Raw genomic sequence first — 24865 nt, 5'->3', positions numbered from 1 at the left:
TTCACCCGGCCCGTCGGGTTTCCGGCTGGCGGCCAACCACTTTGTCAGGCAGCTTCGTCCGATGGGTAAACATCGGCCTTGCTACCTTCCGCGTGGGTTGTCTCGCCATCCGAGAAACAGAACTGTTTCTATTTAGGCAGGAAAGGCTCTAACTGATGGCGGAAGACAAACAGAGCAAGACGTCCGCCATCGCCGTTGCCGGCGAAGTACAGGCGGGCCTGCTTTCTCAGCTCCGCGTTATCTTGCATGTCTACTGGATATCACCCGTCCGCAACCGGCTCGTCCTGCTGCTGCTCAGCATGTTTGCCATCATCATCATCACCTCCGCCGGCCAGGTTCGTCTGGTGCAATGGAACGGGCGCTTTCTCGACGCGCTTTCCCATCGCGACTTTCCGGCATTTCTCAACGAACTGCTGGTTTTTCTGGGCATCGCCATCTGCCTGTTGATCCTCGCCGTCGGGCAGACCTGGTTCAATCAGATGACCCGCATGAAACTGCGCGAAGGTCTGACCCGCGACCTCATCGGCGAGTGGCTGGTTCCCCGGCGGGCCTTCAAGCTGTCGAATTCCGGGCCGATCGGCGTCAATCCCGATCAGCGTCTGCACGAGGATGCACGCCATCTCGCCGAAATGTCGACAGACCTCGGTTTCGGCCTGTTGCAAGCCTCCATTTTGATGATGAGCTTCATCGGCGTGCTCTGGGGCCTGTCCAGCGGCTTCATCTTCAACGTCTCCGGCCACAGTTTTTCCATTCCGGGCTACATGGTGTGGGCGGCCATCCTCTATGCCGGTTCCGCTTCGTCCATCAGCTGGTTTGTCGGGCGCAAGCTGATCAAGCTCAATGCGGACCGCTACCAGCGTGAATCCGACCTGCGCTTTTCGCTGATGCGCGTCAACGAGCATATCGATGCGATTGCGCTCTACCGGGGCGAACAGGATGAAAAGGTCCGGCTTGGTCTGGACGTCGATTCGCTGCTCGCCGCGATCCGCCAGCTGGTAACGGCCTGGACGCAGCTCGTATGGGTGACCTCCGGCTATGGCTGGTTCACGCAGGTCGCCCCCTATCTGGTGGCCGCACCCGTGTATTTTGCCGGTAACCTGTCATTCGGTGGTCTGATCATCGCCGTCGGCGCCTTCAATCAGGTCCAGGCATCGCTCAAATGGTTCGTCGACAATTTCAGCGCCATTGCCGACTGGCGCGCCACGCTCTTGCGCGTGACGTCATTCCGGCAGGCGGTCCAGTCGATGGACACGCTGAACAGCGTCGAGCAGCGCATCAAGTTCTCCCAGTCGGAAGGCAACCAGCTTGTTTTCGATACGCTCAAGATCACGGCACCGCTGGCAACCGTGCGCCTGAAGGAAAAAAAGGCGGTCGTCAATGCAGGCGAACGGGTGCTGATCACCAGCGAACCCGGCATCGACAGGACATTGCTTTTCCGTGCGATTGCCGGTCTGTGGCCATGGGGTGCCGGCAATATTGCCCTGCCGAAAGACACGGCGATCCTCTATATGCCGCGCTCACCCTATTTTCCGCCTGGCAGCCTGCGGGAGGTCATGTCCTATCCGCTTGGGAAGGGGGCCTTTCCCGACAGCGAGCTCATTTCGGCGCTGCATGAGCTGGGCCTGGACCGCCTCAAGACCATGCTCGACTTCCGCTCGCGCTGGGACCGCGAACTGAGCGACGACGAGCAGCAATCCCTGGCCTTTGCCCGCCTGATGCTGCACAAGCCGGACTGGGTGGTTATCGACGAGGCGCTGGATGCCATGGAAGCGGGCGCGCATGACCGGGTGATGGCCGTGCTGCGCGACAAGCTGGCCAAGTCCACCGTGGTGCATATCGGGCGCGAGGACATGAGCAATCACGTCTTTTCCAAGGTGCTGCACTTTGTCAGCGATCCCAGTGGCCATGGCATGGAAGCGGAAGGCCTGAGCGGCGTCTAGGCGTTTTGCCGCTGCGCGATTTATGGCGCGTGGTTCGACACGCTCACCATGAGGGACGTGGGCGGGCTGCAGGGAGCACCGTTCTGCAGCGTTTGTGATTGATCTTGCACCAAACCACCTTCGTCATGGTGAGCTTGTCGAACCACGCACCAGGCACGCACCAAATAACATGCAGCCTTGCCTTTCCCTCACATGAACAGCGGGGCATGCTCCTTAACCCAGTGGCTGAAGCGGCGGGGCGTGCGGCCGATGACCTGCTGGACGCTTCCGGTGACGGCACGCCCTTCCGGCGGCGGATTGCTGTTCCACGCCACCACATAGTCGATGACGTCTTCGCCGATGCCGAGTTCACGCATGGATTGCCGCGTGTGCTCCTCGCTCACCTCGACATAGCGGATCGGCTTGCCCGTCACCGCGCTGATCGCCTTGATCTTGTCCGGTATGGTCAGGACTTCGCAGCCCGTTAGCTTGAGGGTCTTGCGGGCGTGGCCGCCATGGCTGAGAATCCGGGCGGCCACGGCTGCCACATCCGCCTCGTGGATGAGGGTTCTTGCCGTGCTGCCATAGGGCTCGCGCACGATATTGGCCGATTTGATGCTTTTGATCCAGCCGAGCGTGTTGGACATGAGGTCGACGGGCTGCAGGATGGTCCATTCCAGATCGCTTGCCCGGACGGCCTCCTCGACGCTTCCGGCCCGCTCGTCGCTGAGCACGCTGATGCGCTGCACGCCCTCCCAGCGCGCCAGCTGGACAATCTCGGCGCCGTTGTCGAGAGGCGTGTAATCGTCGCCGCCGATGGTGATGAGATGCATGCCGGCCACGCCGGCAAGCGCCCGTTCGAATGTTTCCGGCCGCGTCAGGTCGCCCTCGACCACCTCGACGCCGGCAGGCAGATTGGCGCGCTGCGCATTACGGGTGAGCGCCCGCACGAGATAGCCGTTTTCCAGCAGTTCATTGACGACGTGCCGGCCGACATTGCCCGTCGCGCCTGTCACAAAAAACCGTTTTGCCTGAAACAGCCGGAGAAACTGTGCGTCTGTAAGTCGTTCGATATCGGTCAACATGCGTGCTCCTGAGTGGATGGATTCCGGGCGGAGTGAAGCTTATAAAACCTCAACTTAAGTTGAGGTCAATCGCGGGTGCAGGTCATTTTGTCCAAGCTCCGGCGGGTCTGGTTTCCGCTCTTTGCTGCCGTTACCATCGGCGTGCCGAATCTTGACAAGGCCCGGGCTTTGCAATATTAAACTATTTAGTTATTTAACCAATAGGTAATGTAAAAAATATGACGCCTGACCGTCTCAGTGGCATTCTGGCCGCGCTCGCCGATCCGACGCGGCGCGCCATTCTGGCGCGGCTAGCCGAAGGTGAAACCTCCGTCACCGAACTGGCGGCGCCGTTCGATATGAGCATGCCTGCGGTTTCAAAGCATCTGAAGGTGCTGGAGCGGGCCGGGCTGATTGCCCGCGGCCGCGCGGCGCAGTGGCGCCCCTGCCGCCTGGAAGCCGGGCCGTTGCGCGAAGTGTCGGACTGGCTCGACCATTACCGGCGTTTCTGGGACGAGAGCCTCGACCGGCTCGAGGATTATCTGCAGGCGCTGCAGAAGGGCGATCCTGAGGGAACGCCCAACTGAGTGAGGGAAAATCCGGTCACGGCAAGGGCCGCGACCGGAGCAAGTGTCAGAAATAATCCTGCAGCGGCCGCACTTCGAGCGAGCCTGCCTTGAGCGCCGCAATGGCTTCGGCCACCGCATCGGCACCCGACAGGGTCGTGTAGTAGGGCACCTTCTGCATCAGCGTGGCGCGGCGGAGCGATTTTGAGTCCGAGATCGCCTTGGCGCTGTCGGTGGTGTTGAACACCAGCTGCACCTGCCGGTTGCGGATGGCATCCTCGACATGCGGACGGCCTTCCTGGACCTTGTTGATCTTCTGCGCGGCAACGCCGTTCTCCGCGAGGAAACGCGCCGTGCCGCCAGTCGCCAGGACCTTGAAGCCGAGATTCGCCAGCCGCTTGACCGGCGCAAGAATGCGCTGCTTGTCCTCGTCGCGCACCGAGACGAACAGGGTGCCGTCACGCGGCAGGTCGACACCGGCGCCGAGCTGCGCCTTGGCAAAGGCCAGCGCATAGTCGTAGTCGAGGCCCATCACTTCGCCGGTCGAGCGCATTTCCGGTCCGAGCAGGATGTCGACGCCGGGGAAACGGGCGAAGGGGAAGACGGCTTCCTTGACGGCGATGTGCTTGCGCGCGGTGCCGGACGGCTTGCCGCCATAATTGGCCAGCGCCTCGTCCAGCGTTTCGCCCGCCATGATGCGCGCGGCGATCTTGGCGATCGGCTTGCCGATGGTCTTGGCAACGAAGGGTACCGTGCGCGAGGCGCGCGGGTTGACTTCAAGCACATAGATCGTGCCGTCCTTGATGGCGTACTGCACGTTCATCAGGCCGACGACGTTGAGCGATTTTGCCAGCGCGGCGGTTTCTGCCTCGAGCTGGGCGACGATCTCCGCCGAAAGCGAATGCACCGGCAGCGAGCAGGCGCTGTCGCCCGAGTGAATGCCGGCTTCCTCGATATGTTCCATGATGCCGGAAACCCAGGTGTTCTTGCCGTCGCACAGGCAATCCACATCGACTTCAATGGCTTCGCTGAGATAACGGTCGAACAGGAGCGGGTTCTTGCCGAGCAGGGTGTTGATCTGGCCGGTCTTGTCGTTCGGATATTTCTGCTTGATGTCTTCCGGCACGAGTTCGGGAACCGTGTCGAGCAGATAGCTCTGCAGGGCGCGCTCGTCATGGATGATCTGCATGGCGCGGCCACCCAGGACATAGGACGGGCGTACCACCAGCGGGAAGCCGAGTTCACCGGCAATGGTGCGGGCCTGTTCGACGGAATAGGCGATGCCGTTCTTCGGCTGCGTCAGGTCGAGCTTGATCAGCAGCTTCTGGAAGCGGTCGCGATCCTCAGCCAGATCGATGGCATCCGGCGAGGTGCCGAGAATCGGGATACCGGCCTTCTCCAGCGCATCGGCGAGCTTGAGCGGTGTCTGGCCGCCGAACTGGACGATGACGCCATGCAGTGTCCCGGCGGTCTGTTCGGCGCGCAGGATTTCCAGCACGTCTTCGGCGGTCAGCGGTTCGAAGTACAACCGGTCCGAGGTGTCATAGTCTGTTGATACCGTCTCGGGGTTGCAGTTGATCATGATGGCTTCATAGCCGGCATCGCGCAGGGCGAAGGCGGCATGGCAGCAGCAATAGTCGAACTCGATGCCCTGGCCGATCCGGTTGGGGCCGCCGCCGAGGATGACGACCTTCTTACGGTCGGAAACCTGGGCTTCCGAGGCGAGGGCACCGGCGAAGGGCACTTCATAGGTCGAGTACATATAGGCGGTCGGCGAGGCGAACTCGGCCGCGCAGGTATCGATGCGCTTGAAAACGGGATGCACGTCAAGCTTCTTGCGCAGCTTGACCACCTCGTTGGGGTCGACCTTGGCCAGGCTGGCGAGACGGGCATCGGAGAAGCCCATGCCCTTCAGCATGCGCAGGTTCTGCGCGTCCTGCGGCAGGCCGTGCTCGCGCACGCGCTCTTCCGTAGCGATGATTTCCGCCATCTGCTGCAGGAACCACGGGTCGATCTTGCAGCCCTCGTGCACTTCCTCGACGGAAAGGCCGAGGCGCAGCGCCTGGGCCACCATGCGCAGGCGGTCCGGCGTCGGCGTGCCGATGGCGGCGCGGATGGCATTGTTGTCGCTGCCTTCACCAAGGCCGGGAATGGCGATTTCATCGAGACCGGTGAGACCGGTTTCAAGGCCGCGCAGCGCCTTCTGCAGCGATTCCTTGAAGGTGCGGCCGATGGCCATGACTTCGCCGACGGACTTCATCGCCGTGGTCAGCGTCGGTTCGGCGCCGGGGAATTTCTCGAAGGCAAAGCGCGGGATCTTGGTGACGACATAGTCGATGGATGGTTCAAACGAGGCCGGGGTGGCGCCGCCGGTGATGTCGTTTTCCAGTTCGTCCAGCGTGTAGCCGACCGCGAGCTTGGCCGCGATCTTGGCGATGGGAAAGCCGGTAGCCTTGGACGCCAGCGCCGAGGAGCGCGACACGCGTGGGTTCATTTCAATGACGATCAGGCGGCCGTTTTCCGGATTGACGGCGAACTGCACGTTCGATCCGCCGGTCTCGACGCCGATCTCGCGCAGCACCGCAATCGAGGCGTTGCGCATAATCTGGTATTCCTTGTCCGTCAGGGTCAAGGCGGGGGCAACGGTGATGGAGTCACCGGTATGGACGCCCATCGGATCGATGTTCTCGATGGAGCAGATGATGATGCAGTTGTCCGCCTTGTCGCGGACGACCTCCATCTCATATTCCTTCCAGCCGAGAACCGATTCCTCGATCAGCACTTCGGTGGTCGGCGAGGCATCGAGACCGCTGCCGATGATCTCGTAGAATTCGGTGCGGTTGTAGGCAATGCCGCCGCCGGTGCCGCCCATGGTGAAGGAGGGGCGGATGATGGCGGGCAGGCCGACATGGTCGAGCGCCGCACCGGCCATGCCGAGCGCGTGCGAGACGTAGCGCTGCTTGCGGTCGCCTTCGCCCAGCTGCCATTCGGTTTCCAGCTTGTCGAGCGCCGCATCAAGTTCGGCGCCGGAATATTTGGCCTTGACGATTTCGCGCTGCTCCTTGTGCAGGCGGCGGTCGAGGTTTTTCACGTCGGTCGCATTGGCCAGCATGGATTTGGGTGTTTCCAGGCCGATCTTGGCCATGGCCTCGCGGAACAGCGCGCGGTCCTCGGCCTTGTCGATGGCTTCGGCATTGGCGCCGATCATTTCGACATTGTAGCGTTCGAGCACGCCCATGCGGCGCAGCGACAGGGCGGTGTTCAGCGCGGTCTGGCCGCCCATGGTCGGCAGCAGGGCGTCCGGACGCTCCTTGGCGATGATCTTGGCGACGACTTCCGGGGTGATCGGCTCGATGTAGGTGGCATCGGCCAGTTCCGGATCGGTCATGATGGTGGCCGGGTTGGAATTGACGAGGATGACGCGGTAGCCTTCCTCCTTCAGGGCCTTGCAGGCCTGTGTGCCGGAATAATCGAACTCACATGCCTGACCGATGATGATCGGTCCTGCGCCGATGATCAGAATAGATTTGATGTCGGTGCGTTTTGGCATGGCTTCTTCCTATCAACAGCGTGCTGCACAAAAAACCGCACGGACTTGACCGTACGGGCAGACACAAAATTCCTAATGCGAGGCTAAGGCTGCCTTATAGGCAAAGCGATCGGATTACGTAACCCCAAAAACGCGCAAATCCATGCTTTTTCGCCGCAGTTTCGGATGGAAAAGGAATGCGGCGGCGCTTTGTGCTCATCCTGCTCGAAAACAACGGGCGGACTCTGCATTATTCGGTCATGAAAATTGATCGTGAACTGATTGCAGCCACCAGTTGAAAATAGCATCGTGCATGGAACAAATAAGGAGCTATACTGTTGATGTGCAACATATCAGCGGCATGGCCGAGGGTTCATCTGGAGGTGGGTAATGCGCTGGCAGGGCGGTAGGCAAAGTGACAATGTTGAGGACCGCCGCACCGATGGTGACGATGGCGGCACTCCCGGCGGCATGGGCAATGGCGGCGGCTTCCGCTTTCCCAGCGGCGGCGGCATACCGTCCGTGCGCGGCGGCGGCATATCCGGTATCCTTGTCCTTGCGGCCATTTTCCTGTTCCTGAAATTCTGCACCAATATCGATCCGATGCAGATTCTGGTAGATGGCGGTATGATGGATCAATCATCGCCCGGACAAAGCCAGAGCCAGTCGCCCGCCTCACGCCCGACGGCGCAGGCCAATGACCAGATGACGCAGTTCGTCAAGACCGTCCTGGCCGAGACCGAAGATGTCTGGACCGGCATCTTCCAGGCGGAGGGCAAGCAGTATCCGCCGCCCACCCTGGTGCTGTTCAGTGGGCAGACCCGTTCGGCCTGCGGTTCCGCCAGCGCGGCGACAGGACCGTTCTATTGTCCGGGCGACCGCAAGGTCTATATCGATCTGAACTTCTACAACGAGCTGGACAAGAAGTTCGGCGCGTCGGGCGACTTTGCCCAGGCCTATGTGCTTGCCCATGAAGTGGGCCACCACGTGCAGAACCTGATCGGTGTCCTGCCGAAGTTCAACCAGATGCGCCAGAACATGAGCGAGGCCGACGCCAATGCCATGTCCGTGCGGGTCGAGCTGCAGGCGGATTGCTTTGCCGGTATCTGGGGGCATTTCACCCAGCAGAAGGGTATTCTGGAAGCGGGCGACCTGGAGGAAGCGCTGAATGCCGCCAAGCAGATCGGCGACGACACCTTGCAGCGCAAGATGCAGGGCTATGTGGTTCCCGAAAGCTTCAACCACGGCACGTCTGCCCAGCGCAGCTCATGGTTCAAGCGCGGCTTCGACAGCGGCAAGCTCGACAGCTGCGATACGTTCAGCGGCGCGATCTGATAAGACGCGCGCTGCATGACGAGTGGTTCGTGGTTCGACAAGCTCACCATGAGGGAGGTTGAGAGTTGCAGGGAGCCTTATTCCGCGACGTTCGCGATTGGCATGCAGCTAACCCACCTCCCTCATGGTGAGCTTGTCGAACCACGAACCACGCACCTGCAAGCCTGAAATCACAAGAGGCTAAACGGCGGTCTGCTGATCCGTGAAATCCCGTCCCAGTGCCAGCGATACGGCCGCCTCGGAATGGATCGTGGTCGAATCGAACATCGGCAGGGCGACATTGTCATCGGTGAGGGAGAGGCAGATTTCGGTGCAGCCGAGAATGACGCAGTCGGCTCCGGCTTCCCTGCCGCGCACGATGATCTTTTCCAGCGCCTGGCGGGACTCTTCCTTCACGATGCCGCAGCAGAGTTCGTCGAAGATCACCGCGTGGACTTTTGCCCGGTCGATTTCATTGGGAACCATAACCTCGATGCCGAATGCATCGCGCATATAGTCTGCGTAAAACCCGTGTTCCATGGTGTAGCGCGTCGCCAGCAGCAGCGGACGTTGCTTGCCGGCGGCGACAAGCACCCGGCCGGTTTCCTGCCGGATGTCGATCAGCGGAATGCTGACGGAACCTGCCACCTCGCTGGCAACGAGATGCATGGTGTTGGTGCAGATGAGAACGCAGTCGGCGCCGGCCGCTTCAAGCCGCCTGGCTGCATCCGACAACAGCGCCGCGGCATCGTCCCAGCGGTTGCTTTTCTGCAGGGCGACGACTTCGGAGAAATCCAGCGACTGCAAGGCCACCTTGGCGGAGGCAAGGCCGCCCAGCCGGGCGCGGACGGCTTCGTTGATCTGCCGGTAATAGACGGCAGTGCTTTCCCAGCTCATACCGCCAATCAGCCCAATCGTGCGCATTCTCATTCTCCCATTGAAATCACTGAGGGAATGATAATTCAGATGCCGCGCGAACGGTTCGCAAAGTTTGCGGATTAAATCTGTCGTCACGCAAAGGATTGGCGTATATTCCTGCCGCAACGCCGAAATATTGCGCGGGAATGGATATGCTCGACCATCGTGACCGTAAAATCCTGGATTTGCTGCAAGCGGATTCGTCCATCGCCGTGTCGGATCTGGCCGACCGGGTCAGCCTGTCCGTCTCCGCCTGTTCCCGCCGCATCCAGCGTCTGGAGGAAGAGGGCTATATCGCCCGCCGCGTCGTTCTGCTCGACCGGCCGGTGATGGGGCTGCCGACGACGATGTTCGTCATTGTCCGCACCGCGCGCCATTCCGCCGACTGGCTGGAGCAGTTCCGCGCCGCGATCATCGATATCCCTGAAATTGTCGAAGTGCACCGGATGACCGGCACCTTCGACTATATCCTCAAGCTCGTTCTCCCGCGCGTCGAAGCCTATGACGGCATCTACAAGGCGCTGGTGGAAAAGGTCGAGTTTTTCGACATATCCGCTTCGGTTTCGATGGAGACGCTGAAGGCAACCACCGCGCTGCCGACCCGTTATGCCAGGTAGGGATGTGGCAGCATATGTCAGGAGATATTGATTCCTGAGCATAATCGGCAAGCATTTTCTCAGATTTTCTGATCATGTTCACGTATTGTTTCACTCGTGGAAATCGATTATGAGCATTTTCCGGATCAATTTCGTTCCGGAACGCCAAAAGTGAGTTTCGATGATTGATCCTGTCCTTGCCAAGCGCGGGCTGACTCTTGTCTTTGTCATGCTCCTTATGGATGTCATCGGCATCGCGATCATCGTGCCGGTCATGCCGGCCTATCTCGAACAGCTGACGGGATCGGATGTCAGTCACGCGGCGATAGACGGCGGCTGGCTGCTGTTCGTCTACGCCGCCATGCAGTTCGTTTTTGCCCCGCTGATCGGCAATCTGAGCGACCGTTTCGGCCGCCGTCCGGTGCTGCTTGCCTCGGTGTTCACCTTTGCCATCGACAATCTGATCTGCGCGCTCGCAACGAGTTTCGGCATGCTGTTCATCGGCCGCGTACTGGCGGGCGTCAGCGGCGCGAGCTTTTCCACCGCCTCCGCCTACATCGCCGATGTCAGCACCGACGAGAACCGCGCCAAGAATTTCGGCCTTCTCGGCATTGCCTTCGGCGTCGGCTTTATCCTCGGTCCGATCATCGGCGGCCTGCTCGGCGAGTTCGGTCCGCGCGTGCCGTTCTTCGGTGCGGCGCTGATCGCCTTCCTGAATTTTCTCGTGGCCTATTTCTTCCTGCCGGAAACGCTTGCAACGAAGAACCGCCGGACGTTCGACTGGAAGCGCGCCAATCCGCTCGGCGCTCTCAAACAGATGCGCGGCCACCGGGGGATCCTGTGGATCGGCCTCGTCTTCTTCATGCTCACCCTTGGCCACATGGCCTATCCCTCGGTGTGGTCGTTCGTCAGCGCCTATCGCTATGACTGGAACCAGCGGGACATCGGCCTGTCGCTCGGCGTGTTCGGCATGGGCGGCGCGCTGGTCATGGGTTTCATCCTGCCGCGCGTCGTCGCCCGCTTCGGCGAGTGGCGGACGGCGGTGATCGGGCTGGTTTTCACGGCGCTCGGTTTCTTCGGCTATGCCGCGGCGTGGCAGGGCTGGATGGTCTATGCGGTCATCGTCGCGACCTGCCTGGAAAGCCTGGCGGATCCAGCCATGCGCAGCATCGCCGCCGCCAAGGTTCCGCCGTCGGAGCAGGGCGAATTGCAGGGCGCGATGACCAGTCTGTTCAGCATCACCAATGTGATCGGTCCGCTGATTTTTACCCAGATTTTTGCGATGTTCACCGCGCCGGCGGCATCGGTCGCCTTCGGCGGCGCCCCCTATGTACTCGGCGGGCTCTTCGTGGTGATCGCCGTCGCCGTCTTTGTCCTGCGGGTGGAAAAACCTGCCATTGCCGCGCACGAGCCGCTGGAACAGGCGGCGCTGGTCTCGAGCGAAGCCTCATAACAAACGTTTTTCGATCCGCTGCATGGCCCGTTCGAACACGGCAGGATCATCCAGCGCGCGGGCAAGAACCAGTGCGCCCTGAATGTTGGCCACCGCTTCTTCCGCGAGGTCGATTGCCTGATCACGGGCGTGGCCGGTCTTCTGCAGGGCTATCGCAAGCGCATTCCGCCATTCTGCGAAGTAGTCGAGGATAGCGCCGGCAAAGCGATCCCGAACATTGTCGAGGGCAAAAGCACCCACGACACAGATGCGGCATCCCGAATGAAAATAATCCGACACGGCCCGGCACATGGCATTGATGGCTGCGGCCGGATCGTCCGACTCGCGCAGAGGGTGATAAATCCGGTCTTCAAACCATGTATCGATATGGTGCAGGACCGCTGTTGCCATCTCTTCCTTGCCGCCGGGAAAGAAGTGGTAAAGGCTGCCGCGGCCAAGGCCGGTCTTGTCGCCGATGACTGCGAGGCTCGCCCCCTCAAAACCATATTCGCGAAAGATCTCGGCGAGAACAGGTACGATGTCGGCGCGCTCGGCGTTGGTTTTGGCCATGTTCAGAGGCCGAGTTCCGACAGGCCCGGATGGTCAGCCGGGCGGGAGGCGGCGCGGTCCCAGAAAAACTTCCGCTCGGATTCCCCGATCGGCAGATCATTGATACAGGCAAAGCGCGTGCGCATCAGGCCATTCTCGTCAAACTCCCAGTTTTCGTTGCCATAGGCCCGGAACCAGTTGCCGGAATCATCATGGTATTCATAGGCAAATCGCACGGCGATGCGGTTGCCGGTGAAGGCCCACAGCTCCTTGATCAGGCGATAATCGAGCTCGCGGTTCCATTTGCGCGTGAGAAATGCGGCGATGGCATCACGGCCCTGGATGAACTCGGCCCGGTTGCGCCAGTAACTGTCCACGCTATAGGCAAGCGCCACCCGTTCGGGATTGCGGCTGTTCCAGCCGTCCTCTGCGGCCCTGACCTTCTGGATCGCAGTCTCGCGGGTAAAGGGAGGAAGTGGCGGGCGTTGTTCCGGCATGGTCATCTCCATGGATTGTACTGATTGGTAAAGTCTGTATCGATAGGTACAATCGCCGTGCATTATTGTCAACGAGGATCGCAGATTCGCATGCGCACCTTTGACTGGCCCTCCCTTTACGATATGCAACGGGTCCCACCCGCCGAAACGAGGTTTTCCATGTCCGCCCAAAACCGTATCCCGCTCAATTCCGAAGGTCTGTCGCTGTCCCGGCTGGTGCTGGGCGCGTGGCGGCTGCTCGATCAGGGCGCAAAGCCGGCGCCGGCCGAGGTGGCGCGCCTGATCGATGAGGCGATTGCGCTTGGCCTGACCAGTTTCGACCACGCCGATATCTACGGCAATTATGGTGTCGAGGCGGCTTTCGGTGCGGGCCTTGCCGGCTGGAGCGGCAAGCGCCAGTCGATCGAGCTGATCACCAAATGCGATATCATGCTGACATCGGACCAGCGCCCGGAGAACCGGGTGAAGCACTACGATACCAGCGCGGCGCATATCAAGGCGTCCGTCGACCGCTCGCTGCAGAACCTCAGGACCGATTATATCGACGTGCTGCTGCTGCACCGCCCCGATCCGCTGATGGATGCGGATGACACGGCGGCGGGATTGCAGGATGTGGTGAAGGCCGGAAAGGTGCGCGCCGTGGGCGTGTCGAATTTCACGCCGTCGCAGATCGATCTGCTGGCTTCGCGCCTGCCATTTCCCGTTGTAACCAACCAGATCGAGATGTCGGTCACCTCAACGGCGCCGCTCACCGATGGCAGCCTCGATCACGCCCAGCGCCTGCGCTATGCGCCGATGATCTGGTCACCGCTTGGCGGCGGTAGTCTGTTTACCGGCACGGGCGAGCAGGAGCAGCGCGTGCGTGCCGCGTTGCAGGCGGTGGGGGCTGAACTGGGTGTCGATGATATCTCGGCGGTTGCCATTGCCTGGCTGCTGCGCCATCCGGCGCGGCTCGTTCCCGTGCTCGGCAGCCTGAAGCGGGAGCGCCTGGCGAAAATGGTGGCGGCGCTCGATATCACGCTCGAGCGCCAGCAATGGTTTGCCATCCTGAAAGCCAGTACCGGCCGGGACGTTGCTTAAGTTATAAGCTGCATTCCCGCTGTGCGTGGTTCGACAAGCTCACCATGAGGGAGGTGGGCTGATTTCAATGCAAATTGCAAAGGTTGCAGAACATACCCCTTGCAATCCTCGTCCTCCCTCATGGTGAGCTTGTCGAACCACGCACCATGGGGATGCAATATTTATCTTAGGCGGCCTGATCGCGCTCGGGCAGGGGCGCAAGACCCTGACGGGCGCGGATCAGGTTGGCGAAGCGGCGGAACAGGTAGTGCGAGTCCTGCGGGCCGGGCGAGGCTTCCGGATGGTGCTGCACCGAGAAGATGGCCTTGCCGGTGACGCGCAGGCCGCAATTGCTGCCATCGAACAGCGAGACGTGGGTTTCTTCCACACCGTCGGGCAGGGAATCCGCATCGACGGCAAAGCCGTGGTTCATCGAAACGATCTCGACCTTGCCGGTGGTGTCGTCGCGCACCGGATGGTTGGCGCCGTGGTGGCCCTGATGCATCTTCTTGGTGTCGCCGCCGAGCGCCAGCGCCAGCATCTGGTGACCGAGGCAGATGCCGAACACGGGAATGTCGGTCTTGATCAGGTCCTGGATGGCCGGAACCGCATATTTGCCCGTGGCAGCGGGATCGCCGGGGCCGTTCGACAGGAAAATGCCGTCGGGCTTGTGGGCAAGCACGTCGTCCGCCGTTGCCGTGGCCGGAACGATGGTGACCTTGGCGCCAAGGCCGGCGATGAGGCGCAGGATATTGCGCTTGATGCCGTAATCGATGGCAACCACGTGGAATTCCGGTGCGGTCTGCTGGTCAAAACCCTCGTTCCACACCCATGGCTTCTCGGTCCAGACCGCGCTCTGGCCTGACGTGACGTCCTTGGCCAGATCGAGGTCGAGCAGGCCGTGCCAGGCGGCAGCGCGTTTGGTCAGGGCAGGGATGTCGAAATTGCCGGCGGGATCGTGGGCGATGACGCCATTGGGCATGCCCTTTTCGCGGATGAGGGCGGTGAGCGCACGGGTATCGACACCGGCAAGGGCGATCACGCCGCGCGCCTTCAGCCAATCGTCGAGATGTTCGGCGGCGCGGTAGCTCGACGGTGCCGTGATGTCAGCCTTGAAGATGGCGCCGACGGCACCGGCGCGGTTGGCCGGGGTCAGGTCTTCAATGTCTTCCCGGTTGGTGCCGACATTGCCGATATGGGGGAAGGTGAAGGTGACGATCTGGCCGGCATAGGAAGGATCGGTGAGGATTTCCTCGTAGCCGGTCAGCGCGGTGTTGAAGCAGACTTCCGCCTCGCAGGCGCCGGTCGCACCCAGTCCCTTGCCCTCGATCACCGTTCCATCGGCCAGAACCAGCACCGCTGTCGGCTTGAATTCTGTCCAGGCTGCGGTCTTTGCACCTGCGTCTGTCGTTATCGGGGCGGTCATGCGGCACTCCTGCGTGGGCTTGCGTCGTCGTTCTTCATTGGGCATTGAAAAATGCCGTTCGGTATTCCATATGACATGGCTGAACGCGGTGGTCGATTGACCTTACCACCGCTGCAACAACCCAAAATGTCTGGCTAGGTCACGGACCTTAGAGAAAACCGCGCTTCCGGTCAATTGCGACACGACAACTCTTCGTGGAAATCGGTGCCGAACCGGTCCGCCGCGATGATTGATTTCGTTCGGACCCGCCGGTAGGCTGCGCGGACAACAGGAGAGTAAAGCCATGCGCGATACCATCGCCGGGGCACTGACAACCGCCATCAAGGCACAGGACAAGCGCCGCGTCTCGACGCTGCGCCTGATCATGGCCGCCATTCAGGATCGGGATATTCTCAATCGCGGATCGGGCAAGGACCCGGTCACGGGCGACGAGATCAGCGCGATTCTGGCCAAGATGATCAAGCAGCGCGAGGAATCCGCCAAGCTGTACGAGGACGGCAACCGGCTTGAGCTTGCCGAGCAGGAGCGCAGCGAGATCGAGATCATCCGGGGCTTCCTGCCCAAGCAGCTGGGCGACGAGGATATCCGCCAGGCCTGCTCGCAGGTCATCGAGGAAATCGGCGCGGGCGGCCTGCGCGACATGGGCAAGTGCATGAATGCGCTGAAGGAAAAATACGCCGGCCAGATGGACTTCACCAAGGCCAGCGGCATCGTCAAGGAAATCCTGCAGTAAGCTGCTGACACGGCACGCACAGCGGATGGGATGCGCCGGGCGCGGCATTGCCTTGCCACGCCCGCGATCGCATCTGGCCATTGCAAAAGAGGAAAGACGGGCGGTCCCTGGAACGCGGGTCTTGGGGTATGTGGTATGCTATGCTTGCGATCCTGGGACCACCCGCCCCGGCGATTTCAGGCCTTGCCTGTTCTGCCTTGTTTCCTCATCGGAAACGCGCACAGCCTCAGCGCAACCTCCTCATCCCGCAGGTTTTCCCTGCGGGATGAAGTGCCGGTCCTTTCCTGACTTTCGAAGGTTTCCGGAAGCATTCCCGCCGGAAAGGACAGGGATGAGAATATCTCGGCTTGGGACGTGGTGGATAAGTTTCAGTCCAATTACTTTTCACCCCCCTCTGTCCTGCCGGACATCTCCCCCCAAGGGGGGAGATCAGCTGTCACGATTGTTTCAGCCAATCTTCAACATTGAGAATAGCGCGAAAGCGTTCCTGCCAATGTGATCTCCCCCCCTTGTGGGGGAGATGGGCGGCAGCCCAGAGGGGGGTGAAGAACGATAAATCAGTTGTTCAGCGCGCGCAGGCGGGTGGTGTTGAGCAGGCCCTGTTCCTCCAGCACCGGATAGGCCATGGCGGCAAGCAGCGAGTTGATCTGCTTGAGGTCGCGGATGGTGTCGAGGTGGATCGAGCTGGTCTCCAGGCTGCGCAGCGTACCCTCGCGCAGGCGGCTGAAGTGGCGCTGGCTGCTCTGCTTTTCCAGATCGCGCAGAAGATCCTTTTCCAGCACCAGCTGGTGCGCCATTTCGCTGTCGCGCGACACCAGAACGTTGAACGCCATGCGCGCATTGGTCAGGACCTTTGCGTGGAAGTTGCTGAGTTCCAGCCAGCCCTCATCGGTGAATTTCAGCTTGCGGTCCATCTTCTTCTGCACGAGCGCGAGCATGTTGCGCACGATGATGTCGCCGACCTGTTCGAGCTTGACGCAGGCGCCGAGCAATTCCTGGGCGCGGCTGACTTCCTGCGGCGACAGGGCGCGCGTGGTCAGCTTGGCCAGGTAAAGCTTGATCGCGGCGTGCTTGCGGTCGACCTTGTCATCGAGGCCCGACAATTCGTCGATGCGCGCCTGCTCGGGATTCTCGTAGAGCCCGATGATCCGCTGCAGCATGATTTCCACGGTTTCGCAGACGCGTACGGTCTCGCGGGTGGCATTGGCAAGGGCAAGGCTCGGTGCATCGAGCACGCTTTCATCCAGCGCGCTGAGCTCCGCCTGTTCCAGCGATGGCGTCTGCGGCGCCGGGGCATTGAGCGCGACGATGGCCTTGGTGGCCTTCAGGACGAGGCCCGACAGCGGCACGCCGGCAAGCAGGATGATGATGTTGAAGAGGATATGCGCATGGATGATCTGGTCGGCCGGTGCCGCACCGAGGAAGGCCACCGATGGCTTGAGGGTGAGGTAGGCGATGAGGATGACAAGGGAACCGGCGCCGCGCATCAGCAGGTTGCCCATCGGCACGATCCGCGCCTGCGGCGCGGCATTGCGGGTCAGCAGCGGCGCGATGAAGGACGAGCCGAGATTGACGCCGAACACCATGACGACGCCCAGTTCCGGATCGATCAGCCCGCGCGAGGCAAAGGTGACCAGCAGCAGGATGGCCGCGATGCTGGAATGGAACAGCCAGGTCATCAGCGCCGCCAGCATGAAGGCGGTGACCGGGTCGGTGCTCAGATAGCTGACGATGACGGGCAGGAGGTCGCTGTTGCGCAGGGGCTCGGTGGCCTGGCCGGTCATCTCGAGCGACAGCACGAGAAGGCCGATGCCGACGAGAATGCGGCCGATCTGGCGCCAGTCGCCGCGCTCGGTCGACATGAAGATGACGGTGCCGGCGAGCAGGCACAGAGGCACCAGCAGGGTCAGGTCGAAACTCAGGATCAGCACGACGAGTGCCGAGCCGACCTCGGCGCCGCGCACCGCCATGAGCCCGGAAATGCCGCTGACAATGCCGGAACCGACGAAGGAGCCGACGAGCAGGCTGACGGCCGTCGAACTCTGCAGGGCGATGGAAAGCATCGTACCCCAGAGGACGGCAAGGACGGGATTGTGCAGCACGCCGCGCAGGCTCTGGCGCATGCGTTCGCCATAGGCGCGCTCGACACCGGTGCGAACCATGCGCGTGGCCCACAAGAGAAGGGCCACCGCACCTGCGAGATGCAATAAAACTGTCGAACCGTTCACTTGAGCCAATCCTAACGAGGTGGAAAAATGCGGTATACAACCAGACCAATTCTAGTTGCCAATTATTAAGATAACATATCAATCCAAAAGGGGAAAAAATATGTTCCGGCTAAGAAAAATTATGTCGTTTTTGACAAAGTGTAACAGTTTTATGACAGTCTTTGGCCGTACCGGTAATGATGAGCCGGCTTTTCAATATGCGATCTGATAATTAAATCAAAAAGATAGGATGAGCGGGGGATGACTGGCTTGCAGACCTTTCACCGCCCCCCGATATGATGCAATATGGAACCGGTTCTGCAGACAGCTGTTGAAACCGTGGAAAATGGAGGCATTCAGGGCGTGAGCCCCCGAATCGCCGGATGAAGTGAACGAAGAGCAGCATGCGATTTCCGCCATCCTTTCTCGATGAGATCAGGGAGCGTGTACCGATTTCCAGTGTGATCGGCACGCGGGTGTCGTTCGACCGGAAAAAAACCAACGCGCCGAAGGGTGATTTCTGGGCGTGCTGCCCGTTCCATGGCGAGAAATCGCCGAGTTTCCATTGCGAGGACCGCAAGGGCCGCTACCACTGCTTCGGCTGCGGGGTGACGGGCGATCATTTCAAGTTTCTCACCGAACTCGAGGGCCTGAGCTTTCCCGAGGCGGTGCAGCGCGTGGCAGATATGGCCGGTATTCCCATGCCGGCGCGCGATGCCGAGATGGAAATGCGCGAGGCCAAGCGCGCCACGCTTTATGACGTCATGGACATGGCGACGAAATTCTTCGAAGAGCAGCTGCAGTCGGCGGCAGGCGCCAAGGCGCGGGCCTATCTGCGCGATCGCGGCCTGTCGGCAACCACCCAGCATGCCTACCGGCTGGGTTATTCGCCGGAGAGCCGCAATGCGCTGAAGGAGCATCTGGCGCTGAAAGGCGCGACACGCGAACAGATCGAAGCCTGCGGCCTCGTGGTCTATGGCGACGACAAGCCAGTGTCCTACGACCGCTTCCGCGACCGCATCATGTTCCCGATCGAGGATCTGCGCGGGCGGGTCATCGCTTTCGGCGGCCGGGCGCTGACGCCCAATGCCCCGGCCAAATACCTCAATTCCAACGAAACCGAGCTGTTTCACAAGGGCAAGGTGCTGTTCAACGCCCTGCGTGCCCGGCGCGCCGCGCAGCCGCAGGCGGGGCAGGCCGCCAAGGCCGTGATCGCGGTCGAAGGCTATATGGATGTGATTGCGTTGGCGCAGGCGGGCTTTGGCCAGGCGGTCGCACCGCTCGGCACGGCGCTGACGGAAGACCAGCTTGATCTGCTCTGGCGCATGTCGCCGGAGCCGGTGCTGTGTTTCGACGGCGATCAGGCCGGGATCAAGGCGGCCTACCGCGCCATCGATCTGGCCATGCCGGCGCTGAAGCCGGGGCGGTCGCTGCGCTTTGCCGTGCTGCCGGAAGGCAAGGACCCGGACGACCTCGTCAAGGCATCGGGCCCGCAGGCGTTTCAGGCGGTGCTGGACGATGCCAGGCCACTCGCTGACATGCTGTGGACGCGCGAGACCAGCGGCGGGGTTTTCGATACGCCGGAGCGGCGCGCCGAACTGGAATCCCGGCTCAAGCAGATGACGGCGCTGATCGCCGACGAGAATGTGCGCCGGCATTATGCGCAGGATGTGCGCGACCGCATCCAGCAGTTCTTCGGCTCGAACCAGCGCAGCAACAACAACCGGCGCGACGGCGACCAGCGCGGCAATGGCCAGAATGGCTATGGCAACCAGAACGGCTATGGCCAGCGGGGCAGGGGCGCAGCCTCGGGGCGGCTCGCCGTTTCCGACAGTCTTGCCCGCTCGGTGCTGGTCAAGACCACGTCGGCGGCGCCGCCCCTGCGCGAGACCGCCATCCTGATGACCCTGTTCAATCATCCCCGGCTGATCGAAGAGGATTTCGAAACGGTGGTGCGGCTGGAATTCAGCCACCCGGACCTGAAGCGGTTTCATTCCGCCATGCTCAATGCCCTGGCCGAGCACCACGTGGTGGACGGGCTGGAAATGCGCAAGGCCATGGCAGAGGCCGGACACGGCACGCTGATCGAGGCGCTCGAGGCCCTCGTGCGGCGCGCCCGCATGTGGACGGCGACGGCGGAAGCGGCGGAAGAGGATGCGCTCGAAGCATTGCGGCAGGCCGTTCACTTGCATCAGCGCGCAAGCACACTACATAAAGAGCTGAAAGTAGCTGAAACCGCGTTGGCGACGGAAACGACCGACGAAAACCTCAACCGGCTGCTCGATATTCAGAACGACATCCGCAACGCCCAGGCGACGGAAGCACTGATCGAGGGCTTTGGAATCCCCTCCGGACGGTCCGGAAAGGGTTTTTGACGAAATTGATTCGCTTTTTTGCCGCGAATCAGTTGAGTCGGGGTTGACGTGGGTCAATAATGACGGAATCAGATTGCGCGGAATTGAAAATATTGGGTTGATGTTTGTAGGTTTGGCTGAAAAACCGGCAAATACGGCAAATATACAATGTGCTCGCCATCGGAATAACAAGGTTAATCCGGCATTAACGGGATTTCGGCTAGTCGATCATTTATTACCTTGACGCTGCAGGGAAACCGGTGCGCCACCGCACTCGTTAGTTCCCATGCATGAACAAAGCGAAACGTCGCTTGGAGACATAGAATATGGCAACGAAAGCAAAGGAAAACGAAGAAGTAGAAGTCGAGCGCGAAGGCGCGCCGGACGGACCGCTTCTCGACCTTTCCGATGACGCTGTCAAGAAGATGATCAAGCTCGCCAAAAAGCGCGGCTATGTGACGATGGACGAGCTCAATGCCGTTCTGCCGTCCGAAGAGGTCACTTCCGAACAGATCGAAGACACGATGGCCATGCTCAGTGACATGGGTATCAACGTTGTCGAAGACGACGAGCAGGATGCGGACGCCGAAGAAGCTGACAACAGCGACGACGAGAGTGATGCCCGCGAGCTTGCCGACGCAACCGGCACCGCCGTTGCCCCGACCACGACCAAGAAAGAGCCGACCGACCGCACCGACGACCCCGTGCGCATGTATCTGCGCGAGATGGGCACTGTCGAGCTTCTGTCGCGCGAAGGCGAAATCGCCATCGCCAAGCGGATCGAGGCCGGGCGCGAGACGATGATTTCCGGGCTGTGCGAAAGCCCGCTGACCTTCCAGGCCATCATCATCTGGCGCGATGCCTTGAACGACTCGCAGATTCTGCTGCGCGAAATCATCGACCTTGAAACCACCTATGCGGGCCCCGAGGCCAAGCAGGCTCCGGTGATCGAGCGCGTCGAGGAAGAAAAGCCGGCCGCCGGCAATGACCGTTCGCGCAGCCGCCGCGACGACGACGACATCACCAATGTCGGCGGCGATACGCCCGTTGAAGATGATGATGACGAGGATGATGAAGCCAATCTGTCGCTCGCCGCGATGGAAGCCGAGCTGCGTCCGCAGGTCATGGAAACGCTCGACGTCATCGCCGACACCTACAAGAAGCTGCGCAAGCTGCAGGACCAGCAGGTAGAAAACCGCCTCGCTGCCTCCGGTTCCCTGTCGCCAAGCCAGGAACGCCGCTACAAGGAACTGAAGGATCAGCTGATCAAGGCGGTGAAGTCGCTGTCGCTGAACCAGAACCGTATCGAAGCGCTGGTTGCCCAGCTCTACGACATCAACAAGCGTCTGGTGCAGAACGAAGGCCGTCTGCTGCGTCTTGCCGAATCCTATGGCGTGCGCCGCGAGGACTTCCTTAAGGAATATCAGGGCAACGAGCTTGATCCAAACTGGCTGAAGGCCGTTTCCAACCTTACCACCCGCGGCTGGAAAGAGTTCACCAAGAACGAAAAAGACACGATCAAGAACCTGCGCACGGAAATCCAGAACATGGCGCAGGAAACTGCGATCTCGATTTCGGAATTCCGCCGCATCGTCAACCAGGTGCAGAAGGGCGAGCGCGAAGCAGCTCTTGCCAAGAAGGAAATGGTCGAGGCCAATCTGCGTCTCGTGATTTCCATCGCCAAGAAGTACACGAACCGCGGCCTGCAGTTCCTCGATCTCATTCAGGAAGGCAATATCGGCCTGATGAAGGCGGTCGACAAGTTCGAGTACCGGCGCGGCTACAAGTTCTCGACCTATGCGACCTGGTGGATCCGTCAGGCGATCACCCGTTCGATCGCCGATCAGGCGCGCACCATCCGTATTCCGGTGCACATGATCGAAACGATCAACAAGATCGTCCGGACATCGCGCCAGATGCTGCATGAAATCGGCCGTGAACCGACGCCGGAAGAACTGGCGGAAAAGCTGGCCATGCCGCTGGAAAAAGTGCGCAAGGTGCTGAAGATCGCCAAGGAACCGATTTCGCTGGAAACACCGGTCGGCGACGAAGAGGATTCACATCTCGGCGATTTCATCGAGGACAAGAATGCGCTTCTGCCGATCGATGCGGCCATCCAGGCCAATCTGCGCGACACGACGACCCGGGTTCTCGCTTCACTGACGCCGCGTGAGGAACGCGTGCTGCGCATGCGCTTCGGCATCGGCATGAATACTGACCACACGCTGGAAGAAGTCGGCCAGCAGTTCTCGGTGACGCGCGAGCGTATCCGCCAGATCGAAGCCAAGGCGCTGCGCAAGCTCAAGCATCCGAGCCGCTCGCGCAAGCTGCGCAGCTTCCTCGACAGCTAAACCGCAGACAACAGTTTGGAAATGCAGACGGGATGGGTGAAAACCCATCCCGTTTTGCTTGATCGGGTGAGTGGTACAATCAGCCAACAGCTGCATCGACATAGTGCGTGGTTCGACAAGCTCACCATGAGGGAGAGTGGTGCTGCAAGGCTAAACGGAAACATTGCAGTCTGAACAGTCTCGCAGAATACGGCTCCCTGCAATCCTCCGTCTCCCTCATGGTGAGCTTGTCGAACCACGCACTATGTCGATGCAACTATTTGAAGCTCAGGCAAAAAGCGGTGCAGGAGCCACCACTGTTACCCTCCTTCTTGGGGGGCGTGCACTCATTGCGCATCACGTGCTGCGCCGTCCGTCGCGTGTGCCTTGGTGGCCTTTTCAATATGATCGCGTTCGATATGATCGAGCCTGTGGTTTTATGCGGGCAGACAAGAAAAAGCCCGGGAAAATCCGGGCTCTTTGTTTCATTCGGTTCAGATGGACGGCTCGTTCGATTTCTTCGCGCCTTTGTCCTTGGCCATGATCTTATCGATATAGGCAAGGAACAGCGCGGAGAAGACGAAGGCGAGGTGGATCACCGTGAACCACGTCAGCTGTTCCGTCGTGTATTTCGTCAGGTTAAGGAACACCTGCAGAAGATGGATCGACGAGATGGCGACGATGGTCGATGCCACCTTGATCTTGAGCGAACCGGCATCGATCGTGCCGAGCCAGTGCACGTCATCGGCCTGGTCAAAGCGGCTGACGAAGTTTTCATAGCCGGAGATGATGACCATCACCACGAGGCTGGCGACCAGCGCCGCATCGATCAATCCCAGCATTTTCAGGATCGTTTCGGTTTCGTCGAGGCTCGTCACCTTCATGACGAAATCCAGCAGCTTTCCGGCAAAGGAAAAGGCATAGATGGCAAGCGCAACGGCAAGCCCAAGGTAGAAAACAACAAGCAGCCAGCGCGACGCCAGGATGATGTTTTCGATGAATATTTCGATACGTTTCATAAACAGCAGGGTCCGATTGATCTCATGCATCAGATAGCGATGCGGACGGCGAACTCAAGACAAAACCACCGGCCGTCACAAAAAACCCGGACCGAGGTCCGGGTTTTCGCATGACAGCCTGCGGATCAGGCTATTTGCTGGCCAGCGGCTGCACCAGCGGGGTGATGCGGCGGATGGCGACGCGGCGGTTCTGCTGTTCGGGACCGTCGGTCTTGATCTTCAGGTAGCGTTCGCCGTAGCCCTGCGTCGCCATGTTTTCCGGCGGGATGCCGAAGACATTGGTCAGCGCCTGGGCAACCGATTCAGCCCGCTTGTCCGACAGCACGAGGTTGGCCTGATCGGAACCGACGGCGTCCGTATGGCCTTCGATGAGGAAGGTTTCCGCCGGGTTCTTCTTCAGGATCTCGGCCATCGCCTTGGCAACGCTGTCGAGATGCGGGATCTGGTCTTCGGTGATATCAGCCGAACCGAACTTGAAGGTGATGGTGTCCAGATCGATGCGGCGGACCTTGTCGCGGATACGGGCCGAGCGCTTGACCTCGTCGACCGAGTAGATGCGTTCGACGCGTTCCACCGGCGGGCGGGAGAAGAAGTCATAGACGTCGGTTTCCGGCACCTGATCGGCATCGAGGATATAGTCGGCAATCGGGATATCGAGCACCAGCGGCGGCAGGTCAAGGCCGGGATCGCGCCACTGATAGCGTTCCTCGCGGTCGTAATCCGGCGTGTAGCTCAGCAGAACCTCACGCCCGTCGGGCATGACGCGCGACCGCTGGATCACATCGCCATAACGGTTGCGGATCGTGACGACCTGGACGCCATTGTCGCGCACGATGGTTTCACGGGTGCGGTTGCGCGGCAGGTTCTCGTAATAGACATCCTGCGCATCGCGCGACATGCGCGGACGGTCGGAGCTCTCCACGAAGATGTTGTTGTTGACTTCGACGATCGTGCGGTTGTCGATCTGCTTGATCACCTGCACGTCGGCCGGGCGCTCCTCGCGCGGCGCCTGCTTGATGCGGGTGCCTTCCTCGGTGCGGATGGGCTCGATCCTGACCGGGACAAGCGCCTTCTGCACGTCCGCATCGTTCTTCGGCGGCGGTGCGGGCGGCGTGGCCGGGGCCTGAACGGCGGGCTGCTGGACAACCGGCGTTGCAGCGGCCGGCTTGCCGGCGGCCTGGCCGCCCGTGCCCTTGGCCGGCGGCGCGGGTTTCTGGCTGTCGAGCACTGGCGCGGCATTTTCCGGCAGCGGCGATGGTTCCTTCGGTGCGGGTTTTCCAGCCTCGACAGGGGTTGCGGGCTTTTCGCCTGCTGCGGGTTCGGTGACCGGCGCGGGTTTTTCTGCAGCGGGTT

At 60.9% G+C, this 24865-nt stretch carries 18 protein-coding genes; 9 read left to right on the top strand and 9 right to left on the bottom strand.

Going from position 1 to position 24865, the window contains the following annotated elements:
* The first annotated feature begins 155 nt into the window (after window positions 1-155).
* Window positions 156-1940 carry an ABC transporter ATP-binding protein/permease gene (locus AC1Q5O_RS10125; RefSeq protein WP_492562720.1) on the top strand — a complete coding sequence of 595 codons (1785 nt, stop codon included), beginning with the start codon at window positions 156-158 and terminating at the stop codon, window positions 1938-1940.
* 188 nt (window positions 1941-2128) lie between these two features.
* On the opposite strand, the gene AC1Q5O_RS10120 is transcribed toward AC1Q5O_RS10125, so the two are convergent.
* Window positions 2129-3004, bottom strand: coding sequence for an NAD(P)H-binding protein (locus AC1Q5O_RS10120; protein WP_492562719.1), 876 nt, complete (start codon window positions 3002-3004; stop codon window positions 2129-2131).
* Between the two features lie 218 nt (window positions 3005-3222).
* Between AC1Q5O_RS10120 and AC1Q5O_RS10115 the strand changes: the two genes are divergently transcribed.
* Complete coding sequence (locus AC1Q5O_RS10115) at window positions 3223-3570, top strand: ArsR/SmtB family transcription factor (protein WP_223612626.1); 348 nt, start codon at window positions 3223-3225, stop codon at window positions 3568-3570.
* Between the two features lie 46 nt (window positions 3571-3616).
* Here the strand turns inward: AC1Q5O_RS10115 and carB are convergent, their stop codons facing one another.
* Complete coding sequence (carB, locus tag AC1Q5O_RS10110; RefSeq protein WP_492562718.1) at window positions 3617-7099, bottom strand: carbamoyl-phosphate synthase large subunit; 3483 nt, start codon at window positions 7097-7099, stop codon at window positions 3617-3619.
* Window positions 7100-7468: 369 nt separating this feature from the next.
* Between carB and ypfJ the strand changes: the two genes are divergently transcribed.
* Complete coding sequence (ypfJ, locus tag AC1Q5O_RS10105) at window positions 7469-8413, top strand: KPN_02809 family neutral zinc metallopeptidase (RefSeq protein WP_492562716.1); 945 nt, start codon at window positions 7469-7471, stop codon at window positions 8411-8413.
* A 180-nt stretch (window positions 8414-8593) separates the two neighbouring features.
* Here the strand turns inward: ypfJ and AC1Q5O_RS10100 are convergent, their stop codons facing one another.
* The gene (locus AC1Q5O_RS10100) at window positions 8594-9316 is read right to left on the bottom strand and encodes an aspartate/glutamate racemase family protein (protein ID WP_492562714.1); all 723 of its coding nucleotides are present in this window, start codon (window positions 9314-9316) and stop codon (window positions 8594-8596) included.
* Window positions 9317-9462: 146 nt separating this feature from the next.
* On the opposite strand from AC1Q5O_RS10100, the gene AC1Q5O_RS10095 reads away from it, so the two are divergent.
* Window positions 9463-9927, top strand: coding sequence for an Lrp/AsnC family transcriptional regulator (locus AC1Q5O_RS10095; protein WP_223612630.1), 465 nt, complete (start codon window positions 9463-9465; stop codon window positions 9925-9927).
* 160 nt (window positions 9928-10087) lie between these two features.
* The gene (locus tag AC1Q5O_RS10090) at window positions 10088-11359 is read left to right on the top strand and encodes a TCR/Tet family MFS transporter (protein WP_492562712.1); all 1272 of its coding nucleotides are present in this window, start codon (window positions 10088-10090) and stop codon (window positions 11357-11359) included.
* Here AC1Q5O_RS10090 and AC1Q5O_RS10085 read toward each other — a convergent pair.
* Window positions 11354-11908: a TetR/AcrR family transcriptional regulator gene (locus AC1Q5O_RS10085; protein ID WP_492562710.1), complete on the bottom strand. Its 555-nt coding sequence runs from the start codon at window positions 11906-11908 to the stop codon at window positions 11354-11356. The two genes, AC1Q5O_RS10090 and AC1Q5O_RS10085, sit on opposite strands and share 6 nt — an antisense overlap.
* Window positions 11909-11910: 2 nt before the next feature.
* A complete protein-coding gene (locus AC1Q5O_RS10080; protein ID WP_492562709.1) occupies window positions 11911-12384 on the bottom strand; it encodes a nuclear transport factor 2 family protein in 474 nt (157 codons plus the stop codon).
* A 159-nt stretch (window positions 12385-12543) separates the two neighbouring features.
* On the opposite strand from AC1Q5O_RS10080, the gene AC1Q5O_RS10075 reads away from it, so the two are divergent.
* Window positions 12544-13464 (top strand): aldo/keto reductase, encoded by a 921-nt coding sequence (locus tag AC1Q5O_RS10075; protein ID WP_492562707.1) that lies wholly within the window; start codon window positions 12544-12546, stop codon window positions 13462-13464.
* A gap of 166 nt (window positions 13465-13630) precedes the next feature.
* Here the strand turns inward: AC1Q5O_RS10075 and carA are convergent, their stop codons facing one another.
* Window positions 13631-14869 carry a glutamine-hydrolyzing carbamoyl-phosphate synthase small subunit gene (gene carA, locus AC1Q5O_RS10070; protein WP_492562704.1) on the bottom strand — a complete coding sequence of 413 codons (1239 nt, stop codon included), beginning with the start codon at window positions 14867-14869 and terminating at the stop codon, window positions 13631-13633.
* 283 nt (window positions 14870-15152) lie between these two features.
* On the opposite strand from carA, the gene AC1Q5O_RS10065 reads away from it, so the two are divergent.
* Window positions 15153-15602 carry a GatB/YqeY domain-containing protein gene (locus AC1Q5O_RS10065; RefSeq protein WP_223612634.1) on the top strand — a complete coding sequence of 150 codons (450 nt, stop codon included), beginning with the start codon at window positions 15153-15155 and terminating at the stop codon, window positions 15600-15602.
* Window positions 15603-16159: 557 nt separating this feature from the next.
* Here the strand turns inward: AC1Q5O_RS10065 and AC1Q5O_RS10060 are convergent.
* On the bottom strand, window positions 16160-17830 hold the full coding sequence (locus tag AC1Q5O_RS10060; protein WP_492562702.1) for a Na/Pi cotransporter family protein: 1671 nt from the start codon (window positions 17828-17830) through the stop codon (window positions 16160-16162).
* A gap of 383 nt (window positions 17831-18213) precedes the next feature.
* Between AC1Q5O_RS10060 and dnaG the strand changes: the two genes are divergently transcribed.
* Together dnaG and rpoD are read left to right on the top strand one after the other, a co-directional pair.
* The gene (gene dnaG / locus AC1Q5O_RS10055) at window positions 18214-20184 is read left to right on the top strand and encodes a DNA primase (protein ID WP_346306725.1); all 1971 of its coding nucleotides are present in this window, start codon (window positions 18214-18216) and stop codon (window positions 20182-20184) included.
* A 305-nt stretch (window positions 20185-20489) separates the two neighbouring features.
* Window positions 20490-22514 carry an RNA polymerase sigma factor RpoD gene (gene rpoD / locus AC1Q5O_RS10050; protein WP_105732097.1) on the top strand — a complete coding sequence of 675 codons (2025 nt, stop codon included), beginning with the start codon at window positions 20490-20492 and terminating at the stop codon, window positions 22512-22514.
* 473 nt (window positions 22515-22987) lie between these two features.
* On the opposite strand, the gene AC1Q5O_RS10045 is transcribed toward rpoD, so the two are convergent.
* Entirely contained in the window at window positions 22988-23512 is a 525-nt protein-coding gene (locus tag AC1Q5O_RS10045) for a TIGR00645 family protein (protein WP_403177294.1), read from the bottom strand.
* 130 nt (window positions 23513-23642) lie between these two features.
* Window positions 23643-24865, bottom strand: a 1223-nt coding sequence (locus AC1Q5O_RS10040) for an OmpA family protein (protein WP_492562699.1), incomplete at its 5' end; no start/stop codon positions are given.

Source organism: Phyllobacterium sp. MT110 (assembly GCF_058792715.1).
This window is presented reverse-complemented; position numbering and strand designations above follow the sequence as displayed.